The sequence below is a fragment of the Actinomadura sp. 6K520 genome, from assembly GCF_004349245.1.
Taxonomy (GTDB): domain Bacteria; phylum Actinomycetota; class Actinomycetes; order Streptosporangiales; family Streptosporangiaceae; genus Spirillospora.
Window position 1 is genome coordinate 1 of the sequence record NZ_SMLC01000297.1, and the last position, 5,606, is coordinate 5,606.

The following is a 5,606-nucleotide window of genomic DNA, read 5'->3' on the forward strand; positions in this document are numbered from 1 at the left end:
CCGCCGCCGGTCGCGCTCCCGACCCCCGCCGAGCCGCCCCCGGCCGAACCGGCCACCGCCGAACCGGCCACCGAGGCCGCGGCGTCCCCGGCCGGGCCACCGCCCGAGTCCCCGGCGACCGAGTCCCCGGCGGCTGCCGCGGGGCCGGCCGGCGCCGGGCCGAGCGCGCTGCCGCCGGCCGGGCCGCCGCCGAACGTTCCGCCGTCCCCTCCGCGCACCACCGTGGACTCCGTCCCGGAGACCCATCCGATCGGCGCGCCACTGCCGCCCGCGCCCCCGAAGCGGCCGCGTCCGGCGACGCGGAAGCCGCGGCCCCGCCACGGCCTGGTCGTCCTCGCGGCGGGGGTCGTCGGCGCATCGGCCCTGTTCGGCGTGCGCACCCTGATGCCCGACGACGCAAACCCCGGACACCAGCCCGGCGCGGCGGCGGTCGCGGACGATTCCGGCGAGGAGCCCCCGGAGGTCGACGAGAAGATCTTCGACGACAATTTCAGCGACGAGACCTCGGGCTGGAAGACCGCCGCCGCACCGATCTGGGACGCGTCCTACCACGACCGCAAGTACGAGCTCCACGTCCTGCCCGCGTCGAACCTGACCAGCGTCGACGCGCCCGTGGAGGACGTCCCCGACTCGCAGCTCATGGAGGTGAAGGTCGAGCACACGCGGGGCGAGGGCGGCGAGGCGGGCGTCTACTGCCACGGGCAGGCCGACGGCTTCGCGTTCCTCCTCCGCGACGACGGCCGGGTCCGCATCGCGCGGATGGACGGCTCCGCGCCGACGGACCTGGCGACCGGCACCGCCACCGACCTTCGCGACAACGACGACCGGATCCAGGCAGCCTGCGTCGAGGACGGGTCGCGCCTGAGCCTCGGCATGTGGGTCAACGGCGAGCACGTCGCGAGCGCCGCCGTCGACGCCCCGGACGACGCCCCCGGACCGAGCGGGCTGATCGCGTACCGTCCCGACGGCGCCACCGGTCACCCGGAGGCGACGTTCGACAACTTCGCCCTGTGCTCCGTCTAGCTCTCGCCTACTCCTTGCGGCCGGTAGCGGCCACGGTGACGCCGAGGCCGATCATCATCAGCCCGCCGGCGCCGCCGACGGCCGCGAGCCGCCGGGGCGACCGGGCGAACCAGGCACGGGCCGTCCCGGCCGCGACGCCCCACACGCTGTCGCTCAGCAGCGCGATGATCGCGAAGATCAGCCCGAACACCATCATCTGCAGCGCCGCGTGACCGTGTTCCCGCACCACGAACTGAGGCAGGACCGCCGCGAAGAACACCGTCGTCTTCGGGTTGGTGATGCCGACGACGAACCCCTGCCAGACGGCCCGGCCCCCGCCGCCGCCTCCCTCGTCCCGGCCGGCCGCGTCCTGGAGCGAACGGCGGTGCCGGATGGCCTGGACCCCGAGGTAGACGATGTAGACCGCGCCGACGGTCTTCAGCACCGTGAACACGACCGCGGACCGTTCGACGACCGAGCCGACACCGACCGCGACGGCGACCGTCAGCACCAGCGCCGCCAGCACGCCGCCGACGACACCGGCGAGGGCGGTGCGGCGGCCGTGCGCCAGCGCGCGCCCGACGACGAACAGCACGGACGGGCCGGGGATCACGATGATGGCGAACGCCATCACGGAGAAGGCGAGCACCTGATGCGTCGACACCATGCCCGCACGATAGGCCGCGGGCCCCGCCCCCTCCCAATGGATTTCCGGGCCCGGCGGGCGCGGCGGGGGCGGCGGGGGCGGCCTGCCTGCGGCGGTTCTGGACGGACGTGCGGCCCGTCGGCCGCATCGCCAACGGCGTCGGCCTGGACAACCGGGAACAGGGCAAACCGGTGTGGATCTGCCGCGGGCAGCGCGCCCCGTGGGCGGAGCTGAAGACGCTGTCCTAGCCGTCAGGGGGCGTCAGGGGGCGAGGATGTCCCAGGCGCCGCCGCGGCGGACCAGCAGATCGTGGGTGAGGAGGCTCCCGGCGGGCACGTCCCAGGCCGGGTCACCGCCGCTCTCCCCGCGATCTTCGGCCCACACCTGCTGGACGGCCCAGCGGAGCTTGTCGACACCGTCCGGGTGGCCGGTGCCGGACGCGACGAACACGTCCCGCGCCGGGGCCGCCACGACGAGGTCGCCCTCCACATCCTGCGCGAGCTTCTCCAGGAACCCCTCGTCCAGCAGCAGGCCCGACTCCAGGCTCCCCCGCCTCGCCGCGGTGCCCGCCCCGGCGAGGGACACCGTCACGGCGCGCACGTCCGGGTACCAGCTGAGGCTCAGCTCGGGGCGCAGGTCCCGCAGGTTGATCACCGCGCGGCGGCGGAGCTCGCCGGGCGGCACCCCCAGCTCGGCGCAGTGCCGCCGGGCCACATGCTCGTAGCGCCGGCCGGACGGGGCCGCCTCGTCGGCGATCTCCAGCGCGTAGCCGACGTACAGGTCCCCCGCGAACGGGTCGCGGATCGGCTCCTCCTCCGGAGGCAGCGGGAACTCCAGCTGGATCTCGGCCGGCACCCGCGCCTTCATCAGCGGGACGATCAGCCTGGACCGCGGATCGGTCACGGGACGTTCCTCCTGGTGCCTGGGGCGGCCGGTGCCATCGAAGGGATCACCCTACCGCCGTACCGGGGCCGCCCGCCGGATCCGGCGCCCCGCCGGGAGGGACGACGGGCAGGCCGCCGGGCGTCCCGCGCTCGATGATCCGCCAGACGGCAGCGGTGTCGAGATGCTCCTCCATGAGGTCGCCGAGCGTGTCGAGTGCCGCCTCCCGGAGGGCTGCGAACGACACGTCCGGGGCGGGTGTGAAAGCACGTCCGCTCGCGTGCGCCACATCGCGCAGGAACGCCCGCCTGAATCCGTCGTTCTCCATGGCGCCGTGCCAGATCGTCCCCCAGACGGCGCCTTTCCGGCACCCGTCGAGAAAAGGTTCGCCGTCCGCGGTGACAACGCCATGGTGGATTTCGTACGCGTGGACGTCCTCCCCGTAGGCACGCCCTTTCGGCCGCCCGAGCACCTTCTCTTCCCCGAAAACGACCCGTGCCGGAAGCAGCCCGAGACCTCGGACACTTCCTGCCCCGGACTCGACACGATCGACTACCTCCTCGGCGAGCATCTGGTAGCCGCCGCAGATACCGAGCACCGGCTTCGCCTCCTCCGCCCGCCTCCTGATCTCGTCGGCCATTCCCCGCTCGCGCAGCCACGCCAGATCACGCACCGTGGCCCGCGTGCCCGGCAGGACGACCAGATCGGCCTCGGCCAGGTCACCGGCACTGGCCGCATAGCGGACGACGACACCCGGCTCGCAGGCCAGCGCGTCCAGATCCGTGAAATTCGAGATCCGCGGAAACCGCACCACCGCGACGCGCAGCGTTTCCCTGCCCACCGGCCCCTTGGCGTCCGGCCGCGGCGCGTCCAATGCCAGGGTGTCCTCGGAATCCAGATACAGCCCGAGCGTCCACGGCAGCACCCCGAACGTCGGACGCCCCGTCAACGCCATGAGCTGCGCGAGCCCCGGCTCCAGCAATTCCCTGGCACCCCGGAACTTGTTGATGACGAAGCCCGCGATCAGCGCCTGATCCGCGGGTTCGAGCAGCGCCACCGTCCCGTACAACGACGCGAAGACACCACCGCGATCGATGTCGCCGACCACGATGACCGGCAGATCGGCGGCCCGGGCGAACCCCATGTTCACGATGTCGCCGTCCCGCAGATTGATCTCGGCGGGACTACCGGCCCCTTCGCAGATCACCACGTCATATTCGTCGCGCAGCTTCGCGAAACTCTCCTGCACGACACCGTGGAGCCATTCCTTGCGCTCCCCGTACTGCAGCGCGTCGACCTCCGCCACGGGCCGCCCCATGACCACGACCTGACTGCGCCGGTCGCTCCCCGGCTTGAGCAGCACCGGATTCATCTCGGCCTTCGCCTCGACCCCGGCCGCCTGCGCCTGCATGTACTGCGCCCGCCCGATCTCCGCCCCGTCGCCGGTGACCATCGAGTTGAGCGACATGTTCTGGGCCTTGAACGGCGCGACCTTGATTCCCTTTCTCGCGAGCCACCGGCACAACCCCGCCGTGACGACGCTCTTACCCGCGTCAGAGGTGGTCCCCGCGACCAGCAGCCCCGTCACCTGAGGCTCCAGATCACGGCCGCCGCCGCGACGGTCACCGCCGCCGAAAGCCGCACGGCCCCGCGGATGTCCCGCACCTCGGGGGCCCGTCCGTCCCCCATCTCGGGCCGCCGCTCGACCCGTCCCGCGTACTCGTTCACGCCCCCGAGCCGCACCCCGAGCGCCCCGGCGAAGGCGGCCTCACAGCGTCCGGCATTGGGACTCGGATGCTTGCCACCGTCCCGCAGCAGCATCCGCCACGCGCCGCGCCCCGAACAAAGGGCGACCAATCCTCCGGTCACCCGGGCCGGAACCCAGTTGACGGCATCGTCCAGCCTCGCCGCCGCCCACCCGAACCGCTCGTACCGCGGACTCCGGTACCCGACCATCGCATCGAGCGTGTTGACCGCCCGATACATCAGCAACCCGGGAACGCCCGCCACGGCCCCCCAGAACAACGGCGCGATGGACGCGTCCGACGTGTTCTCCGCCACCGACTCGACAACGGCCCGCGTCACCCCTTCGGCATCGAGCCCCCGCGGATCCCGGGCACACAGATGAGGAAGCCTTTCCCTGGCCGCCTCCAAATCCCCCCGCTCCAAGAACCGCGCCATAGCAAGCCCCTCACGCCCCAGAGAGGTCCCTCCGAGCACAGCCCAGGTAACCCCCGCGGTAGCCAGCCCATGCGCCACACGCCCCCGCGCGACCCGCTCGATCCCGATCCCGAGCGCCCCCGCACCCCCCACGAGAAGCCCGGTGTGAACAACCCCACGCCACCGCGCGTCGGCATACAGATACCGCTCGGCCACCGAAGCGACCCGCCCGAATCCGGCGACCGGATGCCACTTCTTCGGATCCCCGAGAAGCGCGTCCAGCGCCACCCCGAGGACCAGACCCTCAGCAGAGACGCGCATCGAGCTCATCCCAGTGCCGCTCCAGCCAATCCTGCGCCCGCCGTATCCGCTGCCCGGCCCCATCACGCCATATCCGTCCCCAACTCCCCCCGCTCTCAGCCCGAAGCCGCATCGCGCGGTAGGACCGCTCGAACCTCACCCGAGCCGCCGGCAGCACCTCCCGCCGCCCCACCGCGTCCAGCCCGTACGCATCACAGAAGATCCGCAACCGCCGCCCGACATCCACCCGGTAAAGCACCGCGTCCCTGTCCGCGGGATCGGCGATGGGCCCCCAATGCCGCAGCGCCGTCACCACATCGAACAACCGCGTCGTGGGCCGGGCCAGATCGAAATCGATCAGCGCAACGGGCACCCCACCCCGGAAGACCACATTCTCCGGCGTCACATCACAATGCCCGATGACCTCGGGCTCCCCATCGAGGTTCGAGGTCACCCCGTCCCACGGTGCCCCCGCCGGCGCCTCATACGACTCCACCGCGTCGTGGTACCTCCGCAGCAGCCGCCCGACCCCCTTGAGCACCTCGTCGGAAACGACATGCCCGTCCAGCGGCCGCCGAGGCACCTCCCCCGGCACCCAGCTGAGGACCTCCCGCCC

General features: G+C 72.5%; 5 protein-coding genes and 1 pseudogene. 1 reads left to right on the plus strand and 5 read right to left on the minus strand.

All coding sequences use genetic code 11. The features are described from left to right. Window positions 1–1,023, plus strand: a pseudogene (locus tag E1289_RS38705) (hypothetical protein); the annotation flags it as partial. Window positions 1,024–1,030: 7 nt separating this feature from the next. On the opposite strand, the gene E1289_RS36185 reads toward E1289_RS38705, so the two are convergent. The 5 genes from E1289_RS36185 to E1289_RS36205 all read right to left on the minus strand — a co-directional run. Next, window positions 1,031–1,669 carry a LysE family translocator gene (locus E1289_RS36185; RefSeq protein ID WP_131988462.1) on the minus strand — a complete coding sequence of 213 codons (639 nt, stop codon included), beginning with the start codon at window positions 1,667–1,669 and terminating at the stop codon, window positions 1,031–1,033. 240 nt (window positions 1,670–1,909) lie between these two features. Next, the gene (locus E1289_RS36190; protein WP_243713433.1) at window positions 1,910–2,551 is read right to left on the minus strand and encodes a DUF1444 domain-containing protein; all 642 of its coding nucleotides are present in this window, start codon (window positions 2,549–2,551) and stop codon (window positions 1,910–1,912) included. 46 nt (window positions 2,552–2,597) lie between these two features. Further along, window positions 2,598–4,118: a cobyric acid synthase gene (locus E1289_RS36195; RefSeq protein ID WP_131988464.1), complete on the minus strand. Its 1,521-nt coding sequence runs from the start codon at window positions 4,116–4,118 to the stop codon at window positions 2,598–2,600. Then, window positions 4,115–5,074 carry a cobalamin biosynthesis protein gene (locus E1289_RS36200; protein ID WP_347813617.1) on the minus strand — a complete coding sequence of 320 codons (960 nt, stop codon included), beginning with the start codon at window positions 5,072–5,074 and terminating at the stop codon, window positions 4,115–4,117. The genes E1289_RS36195 and E1289_RS36200 overlap by 4 nt, the downstream gene beginning before the upstream one ends. Next, window positions 4,995–5,606: phosphotransferase (locus E1289_RS36205; RefSeq protein WP_131988468.1), on the minus strand; the 612-nt coding region annotated here is incomplete at its 5' end. The genes E1289_RS36200 and E1289_RS36205, both read right to left, overlap by 80 nt.

Coding starts and splice junctions, on each gene's coding strand:
- E1289_RS36185 (WP_131988462.1), bottom strand. CDS start 1,669: ATGGTGTCGACGCATCAGGTGCTCGCCTTCTCCGTGATGGCGTTCGCC.
- E1289_RS36200 (WP_347813617.1), bottom strand. CDS start 5,074: ATGGGGCCGGGCAGCGGATACGGCGGGCGCAGGATTGGCTGGAGCGGC.